This window comes from Xanthomonas sp. BRIP62409 (genome assembly GCF_003992965.1).
Classification (GTDB): domain Bacteria; phylum Pseudomonadota; class Gammaproteobacteria; order Xanthomonadales; family Xanthomonadaceae; genus Xanthomonas; species Xanthomonas euroxanthea.
The window spans coordinates 176,085-195,836 of record NZ_QEZJ01000012.1 but is presented as its reverse complement, the minus strand read 5'-3'; the positions used below and the strand labels follow the sequence as shown (position 1 = coordinate 195,836).

15 protein-coding genes and 8 tRNA genes are annotated in these 19,752 nt (G+C 64.6%); 5 read left to right on the top strand and 18 right to left on the bottom strand.

Annotation, left to right across the window (positions count from 1 at the left end; genetic code table 11):
• Positions 1 to 336: 336 nt before the first annotated feature.
• The 10 genes from EO170_RS03295 to EO170_RS03250 all read right to left on the bottom strand — a co-directional run bounded on the left by EO170_RS03295 (position 337) and on the right by EO170_RS03250 (position 9,654).
• Entirely contained in the window at positions 337 to 2,307 is a 1,971-nt protein-coding gene (locus EO170_RS03295) for a peptidyl-prolyl cis-trans isomerase (protein WP_126942436.1), read from the bottom strand.
• Positions 2,308 to 2,472: 165 nt separating this feature from the next.
• Positions 2,473 to 2,549: transfer RNA gene (locus EO170_RS03290), tRNA-Asp, on the bottom strand.
• A gap of 96 nt (positions 2,550 to 2,645) precedes the next feature.
• Positions 2,646 to 2,722: transfer RNA gene (locus EO170_RS03285), tRNA-Asp, on the bottom strand.
• A 28-nt stretch (positions 2,723 to 2,750) separates the two neighbouring features.
• Positions 2,751 to 2,825: transfer RNA gene (locus tag EO170_RS03280), tRNA-Val, on the bottom strand.
• Between the two features lie 11 nt (positions 2,826 to 2,836).
• Complete coding sequence (locus EO170_RS03275; RefSeq protein ID WP_024938423.1) at positions 2,837 to 3,109, bottom strand: HU family DNA-binding protein; 273 nt, start codon at positions 3,107 to 3,109, stop codon at positions 2,837 to 2,839.
• Between the two features lie 214 nt (positions 3,110 to 3,323).
• On the bottom strand, positions 3,324 to 5,795 hold the full coding sequence (gene lon, locus EO170_RS03270; protein WP_126942433.1) for an endopeptidase La: 2,472 nt from the start codon (positions 5,793 to 5,795) through the stop codon (positions 3,324 to 3,326).
• Positions 5,796 to 5,939: 144 nt separating this feature from the next.
• Positions 5,940 to 7,226, bottom strand: coding sequence for an ATP-dependent Clp protease ATP-binding subunit ClpX (gene clpX / locus EO170_RS03265; protein ID WP_104582306.1), 1,287 nt, complete (start codon positions 7,224 to 7,226; stop codon positions 5,940 to 5,942).
• 125 nt (positions 7,227 to 7,351) lie between these two features.
• Positions 7,352 to 7,978 (bottom strand): ATP-dependent Clp endopeptidase proteolytic subunit ClpP, encoded by a 627-nt coding sequence (clpP, locus tag EO170_RS03260; RefSeq protein ID WP_002806026.1) that lies wholly within the window; start codon positions 7,976 to 7,978, stop codon positions 7,352 to 7,354.
• 98 nt (positions 7,979 to 8,076) lie between these two features.
• Positions 8,077 to 9,369, bottom strand: a complete 1,293-nt coding sequence (gene tig / locus EO170_RS03255; RefSeq protein WP_126942430.1) for a trigger factor — start codon at positions 9,367 to 9,369, stop codon at positions 8,077 to 8,079.
• 200 nt (positions 9,370 to 9,569) lie between these two features.
• Positions 9,570 to 9,654 (bottom strand) — tRNA-Leu (locus tag EO170_RS03250).
• A gap of 267 nt (positions 9,655 to 9,921) precedes the next feature.
• On the opposite strand from EO170_RS03250, the gene EO170_RS03245 reads away from it, so the two are divergent.
• A complete protein-coding gene (locus EO170_RS03245) occupies positions 9,922 to 11,217 on the top strand; it encodes a PAS domain-containing sensor histidine kinase (protein WP_126942427.1) in 1,296 nt (431 codons plus the stop codon).
• A 127-nt stretch (positions 11,218 to 11,344) separates the two neighbouring features.
• Here the strand turns inward: EO170_RS03245 and EO170_RS03240 are convergent, their stop codons facing one another.
• The 5 genes from EO170_RS03240 to EO170_RS03220 all read right to left on the bottom strand — a co-directional run bounded on the left by EO170_RS03240 (position 11,345) and on the right by EO170_RS03220 (position 12,472).
• On the bottom strand, positions 11,345 to 11,782 hold the full coding sequence (locus EO170_RS03240) for a hypothetical protein (RefSeq protein WP_126942424.1): 438 nt from the start codon (positions 11,780 to 11,782) through the stop codon (positions 11,345 to 11,347).
• Between the two features lie 227 nt (positions 11,783 to 12,009).
• Positions 12,010 to 12,085 (bottom strand) — tRNA-Lys (locus EO170_RS03235).
• An 83-nt stretch (positions 12,086 to 12,168) separates the two neighbouring features.
• Positions 12,169 to 12,245: transfer RNA gene (locus EO170_RS03230), tRNA-His, on the bottom strand.
• A 31-nt stretch (positions 12,246 to 12,276) separates the two neighbouring features.
• Positions 12,277 to 12,353, bottom strand: a tRNA-Arg gene (locus EO170_RS03225).
• Positions 12,354 to 12,395: 42 nt separating this feature from the next.
• A tRNA-Pro gene (locus EO170_RS03220) sits at positions 12,396 to 12,472 on the bottom strand.
• A 153-nt stretch (positions 12,473 to 12,625) separates the two neighbouring features.
• Between EO170_RS03220 and EO170_RS03215 the strand changes: the two genes are divergently transcribed.
• Entirely contained in the window at positions 12,626 to 13,387 is a 762-nt protein-coding gene (locus EO170_RS03215) for a Bax inhibitor-1/YccA family protein (protein WP_126942421.1), read from the top strand.
• Positions 13,388 to 13,531: 144 nt separating this feature from the next.
• Here EO170_RS03215 and EO170_RS03210 read toward each other — a convergent pair whose 3' ends face one another.
• From EO170_RS03210 to grxC, 3 genes are all read right to left on the bottom strand, one after another.
• Positions 13,532 to 14,539 (bottom strand): isocitrate dehydrogenase, encoded by a 1,008-nt coding sequence (locus tag EO170_RS03210; RefSeq protein WP_104532882.1) that lies wholly within the window; start codon positions 14,537 to 14,539, stop codon positions 13,532 to 13,534.
• A gap of 372 nt (positions 14,540 to 14,911) precedes the next feature.
• Positions 14,912 to 15,307, bottom strand: a complete 396-nt coding sequence (locus EO170_RS03205; RefSeq protein ID WP_104582302.1) for a carboxymuconolactone decarboxylase family protein — start codon at positions 15,305 to 15,307, stop codon at positions 14,912 to 14,914.
• Positions 15,304 to 15,612: a glutaredoxin 3 gene (grxC, locus tag EO170_RS03200; RefSeq protein ID WP_104582301.1), complete on the bottom strand. Its 309-nt coding sequence runs from the start codon at positions 15,610 to 15,612 to the stop codon at positions 15,304 to 15,306. Before grxC ends, EO170_RS03205 begins: the two co-directional genes overlap by 4 nt.
• Positions 15,613 to 15,700: 88 nt before the next feature.
• Between grxC and EO170_RS03195 the strand changes: the two genes are divergently transcribed.
• The 3 genes from EO170_RS03195 (at position 15,701) to phoR (ending at position 19,675) form a co-directional block, all read left to right on the top strand.
• A complete protein-coding gene (locus EO170_RS03195; protein ID WP_180496891.1) occupies positions 15,701 to 17,407 on the top strand; it encodes a M48 family metalloprotease in 1,707 nt (568 codons plus the stop codon).
• A 172-nt stretch (positions 17,408 to 17,579) separates the two neighbouring features.
• Entirely contained in the window at positions 17,580 to 18,269 is a 690-nt protein-coding gene (gene phoB, locus EO170_RS03190; protein ID WP_104582300.1) for a phosphate regulon transcriptional regulator PhoB, read from the top strand.
• Between the two features lie 77 nt (positions 18,270 to 18,346).
• Positions 18,347 to 19,675 carry a phosphate regulon sensor histidine kinase PhoR gene (phoR, locus tag EO170_RS03185; protein WP_164740269.1) on the top strand — a complete coding sequence of 443 codons (1,329 nt, stop codon included), beginning with the start codon at positions 18,347 to 18,349 and terminating at the stop codon, positions 19,673 to 19,675.
• Positions 19,676 to 19,752 lie beyond the last annotated feature (77 nt).

Sequence of the window (19,752 nt, the reverse complement as noted above, 5' to 3'; positions counted from 1 at the left end):
TCTTCCGCCACGGCGCCAACTGCGCAAACCGACCCCCGGCACTTCCTGGTCTGGCAGATCAGCACGCTGAATCATGCACGTCGTCGCGGCTGCCACCCGCAGTCCCGACCTGGCCAGCCCGCACGTCCGGCGGACATGCAGCCAACCGGTAACGCCGCGCAGAACCTGAGCTCGGTTGCCGCCATGCGCCCGGCTCCATGCGACCACGGCCTCGCAGTCACGCCGGCAGCCGGATGACGCAGCGCCCCGCAGGGAAAGCGGGCAGCGACCTGCGGCATCGGCCAAAGAAAAAGCCCGGTCACCCGGGCTCTTTCTCCTCCAGTCCAAGAGCAGCTGTTACAGCTGCGCCTCTTCGATCTGGATCTTGTAGCGCTTGCGCATTTCCTTGACGTAGGCCTGCGCCGCGTTGTTGCCGTCGATCTGGCTCAGCTGCTCGCGCAGCATGGTCTGCTGCTCGGCCGGCATCTGCTTCAGATCGCCCGGAGTCGCCTTGCTGATGACGAAGACCGCAAAGCGCCCGCCATCCAGTTCCACCTTGCCCACCGACGGCTTGCCTTCGCTCGGACGCGGCGCGCTGAAGATTGCGCGGTTTGCCGCCGGCGTCGGAATCGGCGCAGTGCGCGGCAAGCCCGGGATCGGCTGCACCTGCAACTTTTCGCTCGCGGCCAGCGCCTGCAGGGTCTCGCCCTTCTGCACCCGTGCCAGCAAGGCATCGGCAGCCGCCGCGGCCGCCTTTTCGGTGCGGTCCGCATGGACCGCCGCGATCACCTTGTCGCGCACCTTGTCCAGCGGCAAGGCCGCCTCGGCGGTGTGGTTGGTCACGCGCAACACCACGCTGTGGTTTGGCGCGATGGTGATCGGATCACTCACCGTGCCGTCCTGTACCAGTGTCTCGGAAAATGCCGCGCGCAGCACCGCCGGGTTGGCCGCGATTCCGCTAGCATCGGCGCGCGAGAACGGGCCCAGCGTCTGCACCGGCAGACCGACCTGCTTGGCTGCAGGCTCCAGCGCGGTGGGATTCTTGTAGACCTGATCCACCAGCTTGCCGCTCACATCCGCAAACGCCTTGTCGGCATCGGCCTTGAGCTGCTCGGCGGCGAGCTGGTCGCGCACCTGCTCGAACGACTTGCCCTGGCCGCCCTTGACCTCGCGCAACTGGATCACGTGGTAGCCGAACTCGCTCTTGATCGGGCCGACCACCTCGCCAGCCTTCATCGCGAACAAGGCATCTTCGAACGGCTTGACCATCGTGCCCTTCTCGACCCATCCCAGGTCGCCACCGGCACCCTTGGAACCGGGGTCCTGCGAATTGGCCTTGGCCAACGCGGCGAAATCGGCACCCGGCTGCTTGGCTTGTGCGGCCAACTTGGCCGCCTTTTCCTCAGCGGCCTTCTGCGCGGCGGGATCGCTACCGGCGCTGATCAGGATGTGCGATGCCAGACGCTGATCCGGCTCCACAAAGCGTGCCTTCTCTTCGTCGTAGCGCTTGCGCAGCGTCGCCTCGTCAGCGGCGGTTGCCGGCGGCAACTTGGCGGCATCGAGCTCGACATACTCGATCGTCACCGTCTCCGGCTGACGGAAATCCTGGGTATGCCCGTCGTACCACTGCTTGATCTGCGCATCGCTGACCGGGGCGGTATCGGTGGCCGGCGGCGGCAGCATCGCCAGTTGCACGTCACGCGTTTCGCCCATGAGCTTGAGCAGGCGCTCGAACTCGGCCTTGGTCGCAAAGCCCGACTCGGCAATCGCCTGCGGAATGACCGACTGCTGCAAGCTGTCGCGCACCAGTGCGTCGAACTGCGCCGGCGTGCGCGGCGGCGTGCCTTGCGCAAGGGCCGCGCGGTACTGGTCGGGGCTGAACTTGCCATCGACCTGGAACGCCTGAATGCCGGCGATGTAATCGCGTACCGTCGCATCGCCGATCACGATGCCGGCATCTTCGGCGCCCAGACGCACGACTTGCTCGTCGACCAGCTGGTCGAGCACCTGCAACTTGTTCTCGCGGGATTCGAACGTGCGTGGATCGAATTTCTCGCCCTGGCGCTGCCGCTCCTGCATGCGCGCCTGCTCGAAGCGTGCGCGGAAATCCTGCGTACTGATTTCATGGTGCTGCCACAGCAGCGACACCGGCCACCAGGACGGTGCCGATTTCCACCATGTCGGTGGTGCCTGTACCTTGGCCACGTTATTGGCGCCAATGCCGCCGAGGTAGCTGTTGTCGATGACGAACAGGAACGGAATCATCAGCAACCCCAGGATGGCGGTAGCGATCCAGCCTGACGTCTTGTCGCGAAGTTTCTGCAGCATTGGCAAATCACGGCCTGTGGGCGAGCCGCGCAGTGTAACGCGCCTGACGCCGGGCACCCAGCCCAATCCCGCACTGCACCGGGTTACGGCATGGCTTTCGATGCGTAATGACCGCCATGGCCGCAAAAAAAAGCCCCCGGCATGACGCCGGGGGCCTTGTATAACTGGCGGAGCGGACGGGACTCGAACCCGCGACCTCCGGCGTGACAGGCCAGCATTCTAACCAGCTGAACTACCGCTCCGCTTTAAACTTGGACTTCTGCTTCTTCACCGCAACCGCATTGCGAATGCGGTGAAGAATGACGAAGCCCCCAATCGCTCAGGGGCTTCGGTGTAACTGGCGGAGCGGACGGGACTCGAACCCGCGACCTCCGGCGTGACAGGCCAGCATTCTAACCAGCTGAACTACCGCTCCGCGCTTGAAACAGTTGCCTGGTGCTTAATGGTGGGTGCTGAGGGTTTCGAACCCCCGACCCTCTCCGTGTAAGGGAGACGCTCTACCGCTGAGCTAAGCACCCTAGCGAGTCGATTAGTTTACTGCATCCTTCAGGGCTTTGCCAGCCTTGAACGCAGGATTCTTCGAAGCAGCGATCTTGATGCTGTCGCCGGTCTTCGGATTGCGGCCGGTACGCTCAGCGCGCGCGCGGACCTGGAAGGTGCCAAAGCCAACGAGGGTGACGGCATCGCCCTTCTTCAGCGCCTTGGTGATTTCGCTCACAACCGCGTCAACAGCACGGCCGGCCTCAGCCTTGGAGATGTCAGCGGCAGCGGCAACGCCATCGATCAATTCGGTTTTATTCATTCTTGAAACTCCCTTTGCGGCAGATGCCGCGGAATCGACAATCGGCGCTCTTGCCGTTAGCGAAGAACCCGACACAAGTGGTATCGCGTGACGCATCACAATTTGCCGCGCCCACGAGTCGTGCATTTATACCAGCGCCCCCAACCGCACGCAAGCCAAAACCCAATAACGACGCGGGTTTTGGCTTGTTTCGCCTGGGTTTAGACAAGCGGTTTTAGTGCTTGACGCGGGCACCCGGAGTAGTGCGTGACTTGCCGCGAACCGCAACCCGCGAGGCGGTCTTGCGGACCTTTTCCTTGCTCGCCTTCTTCGGTGCCAACGGACGCTCCAATGCAAGGTCCAATACTTCGTCGATCCACTTGACCGGCACGATCTCCAGGTCACGCGTGACATTGGCCGGGATGTCGGCAAGATCCTTGCGGTTCTCGTCGGGGATCAGCACGGTGCGGATGCCGCCGCGCAACGCGGCCAGCAACTTCTCCTTCAAGCCACCGATCGCCGACACGCGACCGCGCAGCGTGATCTCGCCGGTCATCGCCACATCGGCGCGGATCGGCACACGGGTCAACACCGACACCAGCGAGGTCACCATCGCGATACCGGCGCTCGGGCCGTCCTTCGGTGTCGCGCCATCGGGCACGTGCACGTGCACGTCCTGCTTCTGCAGGAAATCCACATCGATGCCCAGGCGCTCGGCGCGCGAACGCACCACCGACAGCGCAGCCGATGCCGATTCCTTCATGACGTTGCCAAGCTGACCGGTCAGGATCAGGTTGCCCTTGCCCGGCACCAGCGTGGACTCGACCTGCAGCAGTTCACCGCCGACCTCGGTCCAGGCCAGGCCGGTCACCAGGCCGATTTCGTTTTCCTCTTCGGCACGGCCGAAATCGAAGCGACGCACACCCAGGTACTTGTCGAGGTTCTTCGCATTGACCGTGACCAGCGCCTTGGGCGTGCCCTTCTTGGCAGGCACCTTCTTGGCAACGAGCTGCGGACCGGCAAGAGCGATTTCCTTGACCACCTTGCGGCAGATCTTGGCCACTTCGCGCTCGAGGTTACGCACACCGGATTCGCGTGTGTAGTAACGCACGATGTCCTGGATCGCATCGCTGCCGATCTCGATCTCTTCCGGCTTCAGGCCGTTTGCCTTGATCTGCTTGGGCACCAAGTAGCGCATGGCGATGTTGAGCTTCTCATCCTCGGTGTAACCGGGGATGCGGATGACTTCCATGCGGTCCAGCAACGGCCCCGGAATATTGAGCGAGTTGGAGGTGGCGACGAACATCACCTCCGACAGGTCCAGGTCCACTTCCAGGTAGTGGTCGTTGAAGGAGTTGTTCTGTTCCGGATCGAGCACCTCCAGCAGCGCCGAGGACGGGTCGCCACGGAAATCCATCGACATCTTGTCGATCTCGTCGAGCAGGAACAGCGGATTCTTGCTGCCGACCTTGTTGAGGTTCTGCACCAGGCGGCCGGGCATCGAACCAACGTAGGTCCGGCGATGGCCACGGATCTCGGCCTCGTCGCGGATACCGCCCAGGCTCATGCGCACGAACTTGCGGTTGGTGGCCTTGGCGATCGACTGGCCCAGCGAGGTCTTGCCCACGCCCGGCGGCCCGACCAGGCACAGGATCGGCCCCTTCATCTGCTTCACGCGCGACTGCACCGCCAGGTACTCGAGAATGCGCTCCTTGACCTTGTCCAGGCCATAGTGGTCGGCATCCAGCGTGTCCTCGGCGACCTTCAGGTCCTTGCGGACCTTGGTGCGCTTCTTCCACGGCACACCCAGCAGCCAGTCCAGATAGTTGCGAACCACGGCCGCTTCCGCAGACATTGGCGACATCTGCTTGAGCTTGTTGAGCTCGGCCTTGGCCTTGGTCTCGACCGGCTTGGGCATGCCCGCCTCGGCGATCTTGCGCGCCAGTTCTTCCAGCTCGCCCGGCGCATCGTCCAGATCGCCCAGCTCCTTCTGGATCGCCTTCATCTGCTCGTTGAGGTAGTACTCGCGCTGGCTCTTTTCCATCTGCGACTTGACGCGGCCGCGGATGCGCTTTTCCAGCTGCTGCACGTCGATTTCGCCGTCCACCAGCCCGACCAGCAACTCCAGCCGCTCGCCGATCTCGGTGATTTCCAGCAGGCGCTGCTTGTCGGCCAGGCGCACGCCGATGTGCGCGGCGATGGTGTCGGCCAGACGGCCCGGCTCGTCGATACCGGCCAGGGTCTGCAGCAACTCCGGCGGCAGCTTGCGATTGGTCTTGACGTACTGCTCGAACAGCGACATCAGCGAACGCGCAATGGCCTCCACTTCGCGCGGCTCACGCGCGTCGCTGGCTTCGATTTCGATGCCCTGACCCTGCAGCGCACCATCCAGCTCGACGACCTTGTCGACAGTGACCCGCGACAGGCCTTCGACCAGCACCTTGATGGTGCCGTCGGGCAGCTTGAGCAGCTGCAGCACCTGCGCGAGCGTGCCGACGGTATACAGGTCGCTGGCGGCCGGGTCGTCGGTTTCGGCCGACTTCTGCGCGACCAGCAGGATGCGCTTGTCCGCTTCCATGGCTTTTTCCAGCGCGCGCATCGACTTGTCACGGCCGACGAACAGCGGAATCACCATGTGCGGAAAGACCACCACGTCGCGTAGCGGCAACACCGGCAGATCGAGAACTTCTGATTGGGACTGGGCCATGGGGCGCTCCGCAGGAATGGGGGTTTTGGGCGTAAAAAAAGCCGATGGCCCCGTTATGGGGCCATCGGCGAGGTGTTGCAAGTAGCGTTCGGAAACCCTTTATCCGCGAGCGAGGCCAGGGCCCGGCGAAGCGGCCTCAGGGACTCAATCGCCGGACGCTGCCTTGGCCGGAGCCGGCTGCGCCTGGTAGATCAGGTACGGCTCGGATTTGTGCTCGATCACCGACTCGTCCACCACCACCTTGCTGACATTTTCCTGCGAGGGAAGCTCGTACATCGTGTCCAGCAGCACCGATTCGACGATGGTGCGCAGACCACGCGCGCCGGTCTTGCGCTTGAGCGCCTTCTTGGCGATCGCAGACAGGGCGTCCGGGCGGAACTCCAGTTCCACGCCTTCCATGTCGAACAACTTCTTGAACTGCTTGGTGATGGCGTTCTTCGGCTCGGTCAGGATCTTGATCAGCGCCGGCTCGTCCAGTTCCTCGAGCGTGGCGACCACCGGCAGGCGACCGACGAACTCGGGAATCAGGCCGAACTTGATCAGATCTTCCGGCTCGACCTCGGCCAGGATCTTGCCGACTTCCTGCTTGCGCTCGCTGCTCTTGACCTTGGCACCGAAGCCAATGCCGCCGGCATCGTTGGAACGCTGCTGAATCACCTTGTCCAGTCCGGCGAATGCACCGCCGCAGATGAACAGGATGTTCTTGGTGTCGACCTGCAGGAATTCCTGCTGCGGATGCTTGCGGCCGCCCTGCGGCGGTACCGAGGCCACCGTGCCTTCGATCAGCTTCAACAGCGCCTGCTGCACGCCTTCGCCGGACACGTCGCGGGTGATCGACGGGTTTTCGCTCTTGCGCGAGATCTTGTCGATTTCGTCGATGTAGACAATGCCCTGCTGGGCCTTTTCGACATCGTAATCGCACTTCTGCAGCAGCTTCTGGATGATGTTTTCCACGTCCTCGCCGACATAGCCGGCTTCGGTCAGCGTGGTGGCATCGGCGATCGTGAACGGCACATTGAGCAGCCGCGCCAGCGTTTCGGCCAGCAGCGTCTTGCCCGAACCGGTCGGGCCGACCAGCAGGATGTTGGATTTCGCCAGCTCGACGTCATCGTTGCGGCTGCGGCTCTCGATACGCTTGTAGTGGTTGTACACCGCCACGGCGAGCGTGCGCTTGGCGCGCAACTGCCCGATCACGTATTGATCCAGCACCTCGAGGATCTCGCGCGGCTTGGGCAGGCTGGAACGTGCCGACTGCGCCTTCTCTTCGAGTTCCTCGCGGATGATGTCGTTGCACAGCTCCACGCACTCATCGCAGATGAATACGCTGGGACCGGCAATCAGCTTGCGGACTTCATGCTGACTCTTACCGCAGAACGAGCAGTAGAGAATCTTGTTGCTGTCGCCGGAACGACCTTGGCGGTCTTCGCTCATGCTTCTGTTACCCAGTTACCCCACCCGATGCACGGGGGTTCGATTTCGAGAATAGCACAGGGTCGGGAGGACATCCGCCCAGCCCGACCCTGCCGGTTTTTCCTGCAATTTCAGCAATCTGGCGATCAAGACGGCTGGATCGACTCTTCCGGACGGCGTTCCAGCACCTGGTCGACCAGGCCATAGGCCTGCGCATCGACCGCGCTCTTGAAGTTGTCGCGCTCGGTGTCGCGCGCAATGGTCTCCAGGGACTGGCCGGTGTGCTTGGCCAGGATCTCGTTCAGGCGCGAACGCAAGGTCAGGATCTCGCGCGCGTGGATGTCGATATCGGTGGCCTGGCCCTGGAAGCCACCCAGCGGCTGGTGGATCATCACGCGCGAATTCGGCAGCGCATAGCGCTTGCCGGCCGCACCCGATGCCAGCAGCAGCGCGCCCATCGAGGCGGCCTGGCCGACGCAGATGGTGCTCACGTCCGGCTTGATGTATTGCATGGTGTCGTAGATCGCCATGCCGGCAGTGACCACGCCACCTGGCGAGTTGATGTAGATGCTGATGTCCTTTTCCGGGTTGTCGGCTTCCAGGAACAGCAACTGGGCCACGATCACGTTGGCCATGTGGTCGTCGATCGGACCGACCAGGAAGATCAGACGCTCCTTCAGCAGACGCGAGTAGATGTCATACGCACGCTCGCCGCGGCTGGTCTGTTCGACCACCATCGGCACCAGGTTCAGGGCTTTGGTCACAATGCTCATCAGTCTTCCTGTAGTGGCAGCGGCGTGCGCCGATGCCCGGGTTTGACATCCGCATCCCAGCCATCGGGATGCGGGTTGGTGTCACGCGGTCGCTTACCTTAGACCCGAATGGCGTCCTGGAACGACAGCGACTGCTCGGTGTGCTGGGCGCGCTCGGCGATCCAGTCGATCACCTGCTCTTCCATGACACGGCTCTGCAGTCCACTCATCAGTTGGGGGTCGTTGCGGTACATCTCAATGACCTGTTCCGGCTCTTCGTAGGTCGAAGCGATCAGACGCAGCGTTTCGCTGACGCGCTTGGATTCCAGGCGCAGCTCGTTGCGACGGGCCACCTCGCCCACCAGCAGACCGACCAGCACGCGCTTGGCCGCCGCATCCATGAACCCCTGATGGGCATCGGCGGGGATCTCTCCCGGGTTGCGGCCGCTGCGACGGACCTGCTCGACCTGCTGTGCCAGCATCGAACGGGCTTCGTTCTCGACCAGTCGCGGCGGCATCTCCACGTGCGCATAGGCGGCGATCAGCTGCTCGCCCACTTCGCGACGCAGGCGGTTCATCAGCGCGCCCTTGAGCTCGCGCTCCAGGTTGATGCGGATGTCGGCGCGGAACTGCTCGGCATCGCCACTCTTCACGCCGAAGCTCTTGATGAACTCCTTGTCCACCACCGGCAGCACCGGCTCGGAGACCTCGACCGCCTTGACGTGCACCTGCACGGTCTTGCCGGCCAGCTGGGGCACGCGCCACTCGGCCGGGAAGTCGATGGTCAGGGTCTTGTCTTCGCCCTTGGCCAGACCTTCCAGGCCCTTTTCGATCTGGTCGAACATCACGCCCGAGCCCAGCACGCTGCTGCCGGTCTCCACGCCCTCGGCGGGCAGACGCTCGTCGCCGGCCTGCGACCAGGTCTCCAGCGACACCAGATCACCGACCTGCGCGCCACGCTCGACCGGGTTCCAGGTGCGGCGCTGCAGGCGCAGGTTCTCGATCATCTGGTCGATGTCGGCATCGGTCACCTCGGCGGTATGACGCACCACCGACAGCTTGGCCACGTCAATATCACCGAAATCCGGCACCACTTCGAAGGTGGCGACGAAGTCGAAATCGCTCTCGCCCTGATCGATGCGCGGGTTGCCGGCCAGGCGCAGCGAATGCTCGCGGACTGCCGAGTCGAAGGTCTCACGCAGCAGGCCTTCCATCGCCTCGGCACGCACCTGCTGACCGAAGCGCTGCTCGATGACCTTGGTGGGCACCTTGCCCGGGCGGAAACCCTTGATGCGCGTGGTACGCGCGAGTTCGCGCAGGCGGCCACCGACATGCGTCTCCAGGCGCTCCTGTGGCAGGGTGAAGGTCAGGCGGCGTTCCAGATTGCCGGTGGATTCGATCGATGCTTGCATGTTGACTCCTGCCACCGACTGCACAAGCGTCGGCACGAGATGGAAGATGCGGGTTGACGGATGGCGAGAAAGCCGCCGAGCCTTGTAGTTTCGCCGATAATGGCGGCCGCTGCCAGCGGAATACGCGTCACCGCAGCGCGCAAGGCAGAGGCGCCAGGCCTATGGCTGAAAGCGGCCGGACGACACACGGCCGCACTGCATGGTGCGAAAGGGGGGACTCGAACCCCCACGCCTTGCGGCGTCAGAACCTAAATCTGGTGCGTCTACCAATTCCGCCACTTTCGCGATGCTGCAGTTGCCCGGCCATTGTTGCAGGGATGCCGGCAAAGAAAAAGCATCGCGGGCGTAATGATGCCGCCCATTGGCCGCGAATGGATGCCGCCTGCCGGTGCGGGCAAACTGACCCCAGCCGATGCCCCACCCGGCGCGCCGACGGTAAACGCATTCATTATGCGAGGCATCACCTGCGCGCGCCCCTGGTTTGCTCCGCTAGCGTTGGGTAAAGCCGAGATTAGCTAAAATTCCGTTAACACCTGAGAGGCAGTCATCGCGATGAGAGATCGGTATCGGCAAATCGTGGCGTTGTCCCGCGATTGCATCAAGGAGATCGACCTCGACGGGCGGATTACCGCGATCAACGTCAATGGCCTGACCGAATTGGGTGCCAGCCACCAGGATCAGCTGATCGCGCGGACATGGCGCGAACTGTGGCCACCGGAAGCGGCCGAGCTGGTGGACGCGGCGATCGCCGGCTCCCGCGCCGGTTCGATCCAGGAATTCGAAGCTGCCAACGTGAACTTCGCCGGCGTGCGCCAGATCTGGCAGGTCGTCACCAGCCCGCTGTTCGATGCGCTTGGCAAGGTCGAAGCGATCCTGGCCGTGAGCAAGAACATCTCCGACCGCCGAGCGCTGGAGATTGCCTTCCGCACGCTGGATTCGACCCTGGCGGCAGAGCGCGCGTTCTCCAACGGCGCGCTGCGGCTGGCACGCGCGCGCGAACATTCGCTGTCGACCGAGCTGCACAGCCTGCGCGACCTGCAAGAGCGCATCGAAGGCGATCTGGACATCGCGCGCGCCGCGCAAGGCGCTGCCGAAAAGATTTCCGAGCAGGCGCAAAAAGGCGAAGCGGTGGGACAGCTGCTGGCCGGCGTCGTGCACGATTTGAACAACGTCCTGCAGGCGGCCACCTCGGCCATCGACCTGGTGGTACGGCGCGCCAGGATCGACGCGCACGACGCCAAGCTGTTGGGCGTGGCCGATGCGGCGCTTCAACATGGCTCGGTCATGGCCCAGCGTCTGGTCGGCTTTTCCCGGCAGTATCCGTATAGCCCGGAATCGGTGGATCTGGCCGCCCTGACCGAACAGCTCGGCCCATTGCTTGAACAGGTGATCGGCGCAGACCTGCAGCTGCAGCTGCGCACCGCCGAAGGTGGATGCTGCGCCATGGTCGATCGCCACACGGTGGAACGCGCCATCTTGAACCTGGTGATCAACTCCCGCGATGCCTGCCGACGGGGCGACGTCATCCGCGTGGAGACCGGCGACACCGTGGTCGCCGAGGAACAGGCCAACCTGGCCAGGCCGGCCGGGCACTACGTCACCATTGCCGTGGCCGACAACGGGCATGGCATGGATGCACACGTGCAGGCGCATCTGTTCGAAGCGTATTTCACCACCAAGGATGCCGACAAAGGCGCGGGCCTGGGGCTGGCACAGGTGTACAGCGCGGTCTGCCAGGCGGGCGGCTTTGTCGAAGTGACCTCGGCGCCCGGCCAGGGCGCGTGTTTTACGCTGGCATTTCCGCGCATGCAGCAAAGCCAGCCGCCCGCGCCCGCTGCATTGCCGTAAGGCGACCACGGCTGCCGTTGCCCGCAGCTGCCTTGCGCATCGCAGCGCATCACCAGCAGGCGTATCGAAAGCGCCGCCCGACGCAACAGGGAACGTCTTCCTGCGCATCCTGGGGAGCGCTGGTGGCCTATCCCCCGGCCCGGGGAGAGCCTGTCAGGCGCGACCACATCAGCCAGACGATCGCGGCGCAGGCACTGCCTGCCGCCAGCCCACACTGCAGCAGCGTCAGCATCACCGCGCGATCGGACAGCCACGACCAGCCGCCGATGATCGCCAGCAGCAGCACCATCACCCCGGCCGAGAGCAGACCGCTCGAGGCACCGATGCCGATGTGGACCAAGGGGTTGGGCCGGCGCCCGCGGTACCGCCAGGCGCAGGTGCGCGCGCATAGCCATCCCGCGGCAGCACAGGCAATCACCGGCAGCACCAGCGCATACGACCAGGCGACGATCGTCAACACGGCCTGCAGATCGAGCCGGCTCCACCGCACCAGGCCCAGCAGCCCACCCAGCGGGGGACCGACGATCGCGAAGACGCCAATCTGGCCCAGGATGGAATGCCGCATTACTCCAGACACATCAGTCCTCATTCGCCTGCGTCATCCGGGCGGAGACGGCCGTCGGTGGCGATTGCGCACCTGACGCAGGCAATCCATCGCACCGAGCCGGGAGGGTCACTGCGGTTGCGCGGCCACCGACCGAGACGACGACAACGCTGCAGCCAATCCCTGCACCATCGCTTTCCGCAGCACAAAAAGAAAAGCACCTAGGCTGCTGCCTAAGTGCTTTTGTTTGGTGGGCCGTCAAGGATTCGAACCTTGGACCTATTGATTAAGAGTCAACTGCTCTACCAACTGAGCTAACGGCCCTGAAACTGGTCGCACATTGTATGCGCGTTTTTGCCTCGTTGCAACACCCGCGATGCATCGGGTCCAACTTTTCCTGCAATCAGTGGGGTGGCTGAGGGGACTCGAACCCCCGACATCTGGAATCACAATCCAGTACTCTAACCAGCTGAGCTACAGCCACCACTGAAACCTACTTCCTACCGCACCGCCGATGGCGCGCCCGACAGGACTCGAACCTGTAACCGCCGGCTTAGAAGGCCGGTGCTCTATCCGGTTGAGCTACGGGCGCCCGGACCGAACTTCGCATTCCCACGCCGTCAAGAGCTCGGAATGGTCGGGGTAGAGGGATTCGAACCCCCGACATCCTGCTCCCAAAGCAGGCGCGCTACCAGACTGCGCTATACCCCGGCGGGACCTTTCAATCCCGAAGGCTGGAAAGGTCGGCTATTTTGGGAATGATTGGCCTTGCTGTCAATCACTCTGTGTAAATTGGACGATCCGGTATCCTCACACCCAATTGCTCGCCAAGTCGGCAGGCACCTACATTCATGGAGAATACGCATGCGTAGCGGCAATCCCGCCCTTCGGGAATCCACCTTCCTCGACCTGGGCTCCGGCGCGGTGGTCACGCGCGACGGTGAGGCGATGACCCTCAACGGCACCGTCAACAAGACCGGCCTGCTATTGCTGATGGCGGTACTCACTGCCGCCTTCGCCTGGTCGCAATCGATCGGCGCCGATGGCATGCCGCTACCGGCAGCACGCCTGTACATGATCGCCGGCGCGATCGGCGGACTGGTATTCGCACTGGCGACCAGCTTCAAGCCGACCTGGGCCCCGGTCACCGCGCCGCTGTATGCGCTGGTGGAAGGCTTCTTCCTGGGTTCGATCTCGGCGGTGTACGAGGCGCGTTTCAACGGCATCGTATTCCAGGCGGTGTTGCTGACCTTCGGCACCATGTTCGCGCTGCTGTTCGCCTACCGCAGCGGCATGATCAAGGCCACCGAGAACTTCAAGCTGGGCGTGGTGGCGGCCACCGGCGGCATTGCACTGGTGTATCTGGCGACCATCGTGCTGGGCTTTTTCGGCGTGCGCATTCCCTTCATCCACGACTCTGGCCTGATCGGAATCGGCTTCAGCCTGTTCGTGGTCGTGGTGGCCGCGCTGAACCTGGTGCTGGACTTCGACTTCATCGAAAGCGGCGTCGAACACGGCGCGCCAAAGCACATGGAGTGGTACGGCGCGTTCGGCCTGATGGTCACGCTGGTGTGGCTGTACATCGAGTTCCTGCGCTTGCTGTCGAAGCTGCAGTCGCGTAACTGATTGGAGAATCGGGAATCGGGAGTGGCGAATCGCAACAGCGCCCCCTTCGCCTGATGGCGTGACACTAACTTCAAGCAACCCGCTTCCAGCAAAAAAGAAAGGGCGCCGTCGGCGCCCTTTCTCTTGTGCGACCTACCGGCGCGCTCAGAGGCGGCTGGCGATGGCCTTGGCGAAGCCCATGGTGTTGCCGGTGCCGCCCAGGTCGGGGGTCAGCGCATCCTTGGCTTCCAGGGTGGCCACGATCGCTTCGCGCAGGCGCTCGGCGTTCTGCGGCTGACCGATGTGGTCCAGCATCTGCGCGGCACCCAGCAGCAATGCGCACGGGTTGGCCTTGCCCTGCCCTGCGATGTCCGGCGCCGAGCCGTGCACGGCTTCGAAGATCGCCGCGTCCACACCGATGTTGGCGCCCGGGGCCAGGCCCAGGCCGCCGACCAGGCCGGCACACAGGTCGGAGATGATGTCGCCAAACAGGTTGGTGGTCACGATGATGTCGAACTGTTCCGGACGCATCACCAGCTGCATGCAGGTGTTGTCGACGATCATTTCCTGGAACTCGATTTCCGGGTACTGCGCGGCCACGTCGCGTGCCACCTTCAGGAATAGGCCCGAGGTCGACTTGATGATGTTGGCCTTGTGCACCGCGGTGACCTTCTTGCGGCCGGTGGCGCGCGCCAGGTCGAAGGCGTAGCGCACGATGCGCTCGGAGCCCTTGCGGGTGACGCGGGCGCCGGAGAACGCGGTCTCGCCATCCTCGGACACGGTCTGGCCTTCGCTCAGGTAGGCGCCTTCGGTATTCTCGCGCACCGTGATCAGGTCCACGCCATCGGCGAAACGCGACTTGGTGTTGGGGAACGACTTGGCCGGACGCACGTTGGCATACAGGTCGAACTTGCGACGCATGGCCACGTTGATCGAGCTGAAGCCTTCGCCGACCGGCGTGGTCAGCGGGCTCTTCAGGGCCACCTTGTTCTTGGTGATCGAGGCCAGGGTGGACTCGGGCAGCAGATCGCCGTGCTTTTCCAGCGCGACCAGGCCAGCGTCGGCGTACTCGTAGGTCAGGCCAGCCTGCAGCGCGTCGAGCACGAACAGCGTGGCATCCATGATCTCCGGGCCAATACCGTCGCCGCGGATGACCGTGATTGTCTGCGTCATAACGTTGGGTTTCCGAACTTGAAGGGGGGAGCGCCAGCCGCAATACCCGGCAGAGCGGCGCAAGGAGGTTTCACAGGCAATTATGCCCGATGCCGGTGAAGGCGCCCAAACCGACCTTGGTCTAAGAGCGGCCCGGATGACTGCTGCGGAAACCCGGTGCAGTCAGTGGCATCAGACAACCGCAGTGCGCGCCCGCAGCCTCCAGGCGCACCAGGACCCAGCGTGTGGAGGCGCTCTGGACGCACCGCCCTCGCCTACAGCCGGCACCGGACAAAACCAGAGCGCACAAAGTCTGTGCCGCCGACTAGGGCAGCACGCGCGCGCTCGCTTTTACGAATCCCGAATCACCACTCCCGACTCCCGCTCGACACATCAATCGTGCGCGTGCTGCGCCGGTGCCTGGGCGCCGCCCTCGAGCTGGTCGAGGAAATCCACCGCGCGACGCAGATGCGGGATGACGATGGAGCCGCCAACCACCAGGCCGACTGAGAAGGTCTCGAAGAACTCTTCGCGGGTCACGCCGGCTTCCTTGCATTGGGCGACGTGGTAGCTGATGCAGTCGTCGCAGCGCAGCACCATCGAGGCGACCAGACCGAGCAGCTCCTTGGTCTTCACGTCCAGCGCGCCGGCCTGGTAAGTCTGGGTGTCCAGCGCAAAGAACCGGCGCACCACCTGGTTGGGCTCGGCCAGAATGCGCTGGTTCATGCGCTGGCGAAATTCGGTGAACTCGCGCAGACGGTCGTCGCTGCTGCCGTCATGCTCACTCATGCCTGGCCGCCTGCAGTGCCGGCCAGCAACGGTTCGAGCTTGCCGGCCCGGTGCATGGCCATCATGTCGTCGTAGCCGCCCACATGGACGTCGCCGACGAAGATCTGCGGCACGCTGGTGCGCTTGGCCAGCGCGACCATCTTGTTGCGCTCGGCCGGGTCCAGGTCGATGCGCACCTCGGTCCAGGTCCGGCCCTTGCTCTTGAGGAAGTTCTTGGCCGCCACGCAGTACGGGCAGATCGCAGAGGAATACAGGGTGATCTGCGGGCCGGCGGCCGCATCCTGCACATTGGGGTCTTGGCTCACGGGAAACTCCGCGGTTGGTCTGAGGTCTGACAATGGTACCGGGCGACTGGAATTTCCATGTCGTCACCGCAACACTGTGGATTAACCGATGATTCACGCCATCGCGCCGTGCTGCCCGCATGCTCCGCGCATTACCTGGGAGTTCCACTTGCGCCTGCTACCGCTCGCCACTGCCCTCACGCTGGCCGTTGCCATGGGCGTGGCACCCGCGCAGGAAAACCGCCTGCCCGACATCGGCTCGTCCGCCGGCGAGCTGCTGACCCCGGCGCGCCAGGCCGAGTACGGCAAGATGATGCTGGCCGAGTTGCGCAACTACGACTACGTGCTGGACGACCCGCTGATCACCGACTGGCTGCAGACCATGGGGACCCGGCTCGGCGCCAACAGCGACCAGCCGCAGCAGCCGTTTACGTTCTTCATGCTGCGCGACCGCCAGATCAACGCCTTCGCCACGCTGGGCGGCTATATCGCGGTCAATGCGGGGCTGGTGTTGACCGCCGAGCGCGAGGACGAAGTGGCCGCGGTGCTGTCGCACGAAATCGCCCACGTCACCCAGCAGCACGTGCTGCGTGGGGTGGAGCGGGCCCAGCGCGACCAGATCCCGATCCTGCTGGGCATGCTGGCAGCGGTGGTCGCCGCGCAACAGGCCGGCGGCAATTCCAAGGGCGATGCCACCATGGCCGGCATCACCAGCGCGATGGGCCTGATGCAGCAACGCCAGATCGACTACACCCGCTCCAACGAATCGGAGGCCGACCGGCTGGGTATCCGCACGCTGGTGCGCAGCGGCTACGACGTGGATGCAATGGCCGGCTTCTTCGAACGCATGTCGGTGGCAATGCGCGCCAACGAGGGCGGCTACAGCGCGCCCGACTTCCTGCAGACCCACCCGGTCACGGTCACGCGCATCAGCGAGGCCAAGGCGCGCGCCGAACAGATGAAGAAGAACACCGTGGTGCTGACCACCTCGGTACCGGGCGGAACGCGCCAGGAACGGGTGGACCCGGCCGACCCGTCGCTGTCCGAACCGCTGAGCCGCAACGGCAACGCGATCCTTCCGTATGCGCTGCGGCTGCCGGTGGATGCACTGAGCCGCGGCGACGACCAGCAGAACTTCGACTGGGCCAAGGAGCGCCTGCGCGTGCTCAGCGCGACCACGCCGGATGCGGCCATCCGCGAATACGAGACCCTGCGTCGCAGCAACAAGCACGGCCTGACCGATGCCCAGCGCTACGGCCTGGCGCTGGCGCGCCTGCGCAATAGCGGCGGCCGGCCGAGCGAACCGGTGGCCGAACTGACCAGCCTGCTGGAGGCGCATCCGGATAATTTATGGCTGACGCTGGGCCTGAGCGAGGCGCAGGCGCGGGTGGGCCAGCGCGAGGTGGCCAATGCCCGCTTCGACGCGCTGCTCAAGCAACTGCCGAACAACCGCGCGGTGGCGCTGACCTACGCCGGCGCGCTCAACGAGCAGGCCAGCAAGGAGTCCGGCCAGCGCGCGCGTCAGGTGCTGGAGCCGCTGCTGCATCGCAGTAGCGAGGATGCCTTGTTGCAACAGACCTACGCACGCGCCTGCGAGCTGTCCGGCGACCATCTGCGCGCCAGCGAGGCCTATGCCGAATCTGCGTATCTGAACGGACGCCCGGAACAGGCGCTGATCCAGCTGGAAGCGCTGAAGAAGAAAGATCTCGACTATGTGACACGGGCTCGGGTGGATGCGCGCATCGCGGCGATCACCCCGAGCGTGCTGGAACTGCGCCGGCAAGGGATTCGCGACCCGGATCTGTCGACCCGCTAGCGCTTGTGACGGTTGGCGCAATGGTCATCCCGACGTGTGCCTAGGCGTCCCGCACTGCGCCGGCCCCCGGTGCAGGCCGCTATCGCCGAGTGCCTGGTCACCGTGCATGTCACATTAGAGTCACAAAACCGTAGTCTACTGGCGATCACCAAAGCCAGACGGTAAGCCCCGCGTGCAAAAACGCATTCTGATCGTCGATGACGAACCCGCGATTCGCGACATGGTGGCGTTCGCGCTGCGCAAAGGCGAGTTCGAACCCATCCATGCCGGCGATGCCCGCGAGGCGCAGACCGCCATTGCCGACCGTGTGCCGGACCTGATCCTGCTGGACTGGATGCTGCCGGGCACCAGCGGGCTGGATCTGGCGCGGCGCTGGCGCAAGGAACAGCTGACCCGCGAGATTCCGATCATCATGCTGACCGCGCGCGGCGAAGAGAACGACCGCGTCGGCGGCCTGGAAGCCGGGGTCGACGATTACGTGGTCAAGCCGTTCTCGGCGCGCGAGTTGCTGGCGCGCATCCGTGCGGTGATGCGGCGCACCCGGGAGGACGACGAGGACGGCAGCGTGTCGGTGGGCCGCCTGCGCATCGACGGCGCCGCGCACCGGGTGTTTGCCGGCGACGCGCCGGTGCCAATCGGCCCGACCGAATACCGCCTGCTGCACTTTTTCATGACACACCCCGAGCGCGTGTACACGCGTACCCAGCTGCTGGATCATGTCTGGGGCGGCAGCGTGTACGTGGAAGAGCGCACCATCGACGTGCATATCCGCCGCCTGCGCAAGACGCTGGAACCGTTCGGCCTGGAAAACATGGTGCAGACCGTGCGTGGCTCGGGCTACCGTTTCTCTTCGGCAACCTAGTGGTTGCCGCACAGCCGGCCGGCCACGCAGGCCGGCCGGCTCGCACGCCCATCTGACGCCCGGTGGTAACGCCTTCCATGCCTCGACATATCCGTTCCGCCTGGCTCAAGACGCTCGGCACCCTCGCGCTGTTGCTGGGCGCTGCCGTGCTGGTCGGCGTGCTGATCGAGCATGTGTGGATGGCGCTGACGCTGACCGCCCTGGGCGTGCTGGCCTGGCATTACTGGCGGCTGCGCCAGGTGCTGCGTCGCCTGACCGCCCGGCAGCGCGCCGAACCCGCCGCCGGGATCGGGGCCTGGAACGAACTGGACCGCCTGCTGTATCGCAGCCAGGCCGAGATGCGTGGGCGCAAGCGTCGCCTGATCGAAATGCTGCGAACTTATCGCGCCGCCGCACAGGCGCTGCCGGATGCGGTGGTGGTGGTGGATCGCAACAGCCAGCGCGTGCAGTGGTTCAACCGGGCCGCGGGCGGACTGCTCGGCCTGCATCATCCGGGCGACATGGGCGTGTCGGTGGTGGAGCGGCTGCAGCCGTTGCCGCTGGCGCACTGGCTGGCGGCCGGCCGCAATGCCGAACCCATGCTCGACGCCGCCTCGCCGGTGGATCCGGACCTGCGCCTGAACCTGCGCCTGATTCCCTACTCCGACGATTACTGGCTGCTGGTGGCGCGCGATGTCAGCAAGCTGCTGCGGCTGGAGCAGGTGCGCCGCGACTTCGTGGCCAACGTCTCGCACGAACTGCGTACGCCATTGACGGTGGTGCATGGCTACCTGGACATGCTCGACCCGGAAGACTTTCCCGATGCCGGCCCGATGCTGGCCGAGATGCGCAAGCAGTCGCAGCGCATGGCGCAGCTGGTCGAGGACCTGCTGACGCTGTCGCGGCTGGAATCGCAGGAAGAACTCGGCGAGGAGCACGTGGCGATGGCGCCGATGCTGTCGACCCTGCGTCGCGAGGCCGAAGCGCACAGCCAGGGTCGCCACACGGTGAACGTGCTGGACGAGGCCGGCGTGGACCTGCTCGGCTCCAACAAGGAACTGCATAGCGCCTTCTCCAACCTGGTCACCAATGCGGTGCGCTACACGCCCGGCGGTGGCACGGTGACGATCCGCTTCGTGCGCGAGGGCGATGGCGCAGCCCTGGCGGTACGCGACACCGGCTACGGCATTCCCGCCTCGCACCTGCCACGCATCACCGAGCGCTTCTATCGCGTGTCCAGCAGCCGCTCGCGCGAGAGCGGCGGCACCGGGCTGGGGCTGTCGATCGTCAAGCACATCCTGGGACTGCACCAGGCGCGCCTGGAAATCGAAAGCGAAGTCGGACGCGGCAGCGAATTCTCATGTCATTTTGTCGCTGCGCGCGTCGTACAGCGCGATCAGTCCCTGCCACTGTCACGTTCGGCGTGATATGTAGGGGGTGCGCGCCGCAACGCGGTGCGATGCCCGCGCACCGGACGCGCTGCATTGCCTGCGCTGCGACCGGC

Bases quoted from the DNA above. Each gene is read 5' to 3' on its own strand.
- EO170_RS03210 (WP_104532882.1), bottom strand. From the start codon at position 14,539: ATGACGCAGACAATCACGGTCATCCGCGGCGACGGTATTGGCCCGGAG.
- EO170_RS03245 (WP_126942427.1), top strand. From the start codon at position 9,922: ATGAGAGATCGGTATCGGCAAATCGTGGCGTTGTCCCGCGATTGCATC.
- lon (WP_126942433.1), bottom strand. From the start codon at position 5,795: ATGGCCCAGTCCCAATCAGAAGTTCTCGATCTGCCGGTGTTGCCGCTA.
- EO170_RS03205 (WP_104582302.1), bottom strand. From the start codon at position 15,307: ATGAGTGAGCATGACGGCAGCAGCGACGACCGTCTGCGCGAGTTCACC.
- tig (WP_126942430.1), bottom strand. From the start codon at position 9,369: ATGCAAGCATCGATCGAATCCACCGGCAATCTGGAACGCCGCCTGACC.
- phoR (WP_164740269.1), top strand. From the start codon at position 18,347: ATGCCTCGACATATCCGTTCCGCCTGGCTCAAGACGCTCGGCACCCTC.
- EO170_RS03195 (WP_180496891.1), top strand. From the start codon at position 15,701: ATGATTCACGCCATCGCGCCGTGCTGCCCGCATGCTCCGCGCATTACC.
- EO170_RS03240 (WP_126942424.1), bottom strand. From the start codon at position 11,782: ATGCGGCATTCCATCCTGGGCCAGATTGGCGTCTTCGCGATCGTCGGT.
- EO170_RS03215 (WP_126942421.1), top strand. From the start codon at position 12,626: ATGCGTAGCGGCAATCCCGCCCTTCGGGAATCCACCTTCCTCGACCTG.
- clpP (WP_002806026.1), bottom strand. From the start codon at position 7,978: ATGAGCATTGTGACCAAAGCCCTGAACCTGGTGCCGATGGTGGTCGAA.
- EO170_RS03295 (WP_126942436.1), bottom strand. From the start codon at position 2,307: ATGCTGCAGAAACTTCGCGACAAGACGTCAGGCTGGATCGCTACCGCC.
- clpX (WP_104582306.1), bottom strand. From the start codon at position 7,226: ATGAGCGAAGACCGCCAAGGTCGTTCCGGCGACAGCAACAAGATTCTC.
- EO170_RS03275 (WP_024938423.1), bottom strand. From the start codon at position 3,109: ATGAATAAAACCGAATTGATCGATGGCGTTGCCGCTGCCGCTGACATC.